General features: G+C 39.5%; 3 protein-coding genes and 1 pseudogene. All 4 read right to left on the bottom strand.

Annotated features, from left to right (window positions below):
- Window positions 1–234, bottom strand: a pseudogene (locus tag A3735_RS22820) (MotA/TolQ/ExbB proton channel family protein); the annotation flags it as partial.
- Window positions 235–569: 335 nt separating this feature from the next.
- Entirely contained in the window at window positions 570–902 is a 333-nt protein-coding gene (locus A3735_RS22815; RefSeq protein WP_068506862.1) for a hypothetical protein, read from the bottom strand.
- On the bottom strand, window positions 903–1,526 hold the full coding sequence (locus A3735_RS22810) for a tetratricopeptide repeat protein (protein WP_068512665.1): 624 nt from the start codon (window positions 1,524–1,526) through the stop codon (window positions 903–905).
- On the bottom strand, window positions 1,507–1,762 hold a 256-nt coding region (locus A3735_RS22805; protein ID WP_231882627.1), incomplete at its 5' end, for a hypothetical protein. The genes A3735_RS22805 and A3735_RS22810, both read right to left, overlap by 20 nt.

Genomic DNA, 1,762 nt, shown 5'->3' with positions numbered 1-1,762 from the left:
AATTGCTGCAATAGCAGCCTGTGAGTCGTTAGCAAACTTTAGCGCTTTTGGGTAATCGCGCTTTCTAAGAATCGGTAACAGCCCCTTATCAAAGGCATTTCTATTAGAGTTCTTTGCTGCGGTTAAATATATAAAACGCTCAATAGCAATCGCTAAACCGATTACTAAAACGACTGCGATTGGGTACATAAACGCCCCACCTTCCTGAAAAAATCGCAAGATCGTATCTAACATGATTTGTGCCCCTTAATGTTCTAATTAAAGCGTTTTGCAAATACTACGAGTACGTAATGCTCATAGAATCGCTACCGCATCTATTTTTTGTATTCAAAGTAATTGTTCGGCGTTGATGACTAAATAAACATCAACGAAATAAAACAGAGTTTGTCGTCAGCTATAATGCTGATTTTCATTATGTCTTTACCTGCACCTTAATACGTATGAACAGGTTCACGTTCCTTGTTGACGAACGACTATGTGATTGCAAGTGTATAGACAGCAACCCAGGAATTCCGGGACACGCTCATAAATTCCCTACAAATTTACAAGGTTTTACGCTTTCCATTACACTATCGAGGTTTGAAAGACGGAGAATCGACTTCCAAAAACCTTGAAAAATGAATCTGCTGTCGGAACCGGACAGGTTCAATGCTATCTAAAATGCCAGGAATACTTTTTGGCGGAGACGCTTCATCACGCTTCTCTATAGTTGGTAGTTTCCATGGCAGATCAAAACTTACATTTGGCAGTTCAGAGCTGCCAATAATAGAGACTTCCGACAGCGTTTCAACCCTCTTTTCATCTTGATTCGACTTAGAAACCGCAAAAGGAGACATAAGCAACAAAATGACAGATATCAGACAAGAAATTGCTTTAATCCTTCTCAATTTGATCAAATTCATTTACTTACGCTCCAGCATTTTTATCCAGCGCTCTACAGTCTTTGTGTCGTCTTCACCCGCATTTTTAACATAAGCCTGGTAATGTTCAATTGCTTGGTCGTAATCACGTAGGTACAACTCATAAAGTACCCCGAGATTGTAATTAACCATCGGATGATTTGAATCCTTTGCTAAGGCTGACTTTAAAAATCGTTCACTGTCCTGAAACTTACCTTCATCCTGGCTAATCAAAGATAATTGAATCAAAGCGTTTACGTTTTTAGGATTAATATCTAGTGCTTGCTGATAGTAGCCTTCAGCTTCAGCTAACTGCCTATTTGAATGACGAATCAAACCAAGGTTAACGTATGCACCAGCCAGGGTCGGATATCTATCAATTAAGCCCTTAAATATCTCTTCTGCTTCAACGTAAGATTTTTCTTTGATAAGAGCTAGACCTTGCTTGTATGCAATTTTATCGTCTTCCGTGAGGATTGGCTTAACAATAGCGCTAGCCGGCTTCTCAATCTGGATAGGCTCTATTTTTTTGCTAGTACTTGAACAAGCTACGACAAAATACAAAGCACCTATAACAAGGATTACCTTAGATATATGACTCATAGGCTTAGAAATATTCATCAGCATGTAAGATCGCCTTTGATTTACGTTCAAACTCTGTTGGATTCATTTCAGCTAACACTTCATAGGTGGCTGCAATCCATCTATCGTACTCACCATCAGGAACCTTATCGAGGTTAATCTGATAAATCTCCAAAGCTTGCTCTTCGAATGAGTACGCCTGCTCCTCCAGTAGAATGTCGTATTGCTCTAACTGAAGCTCTGTAAGTTTGTCGGGTCTTTCGGAAGACATGATATCTTGC

It is taken from the genome of Oleiphilus sp. HI0061, from assembly GCF_001635675.1.
This window is presented reverse-complemented; position numbering and strand designations above follow the sequence as displayed.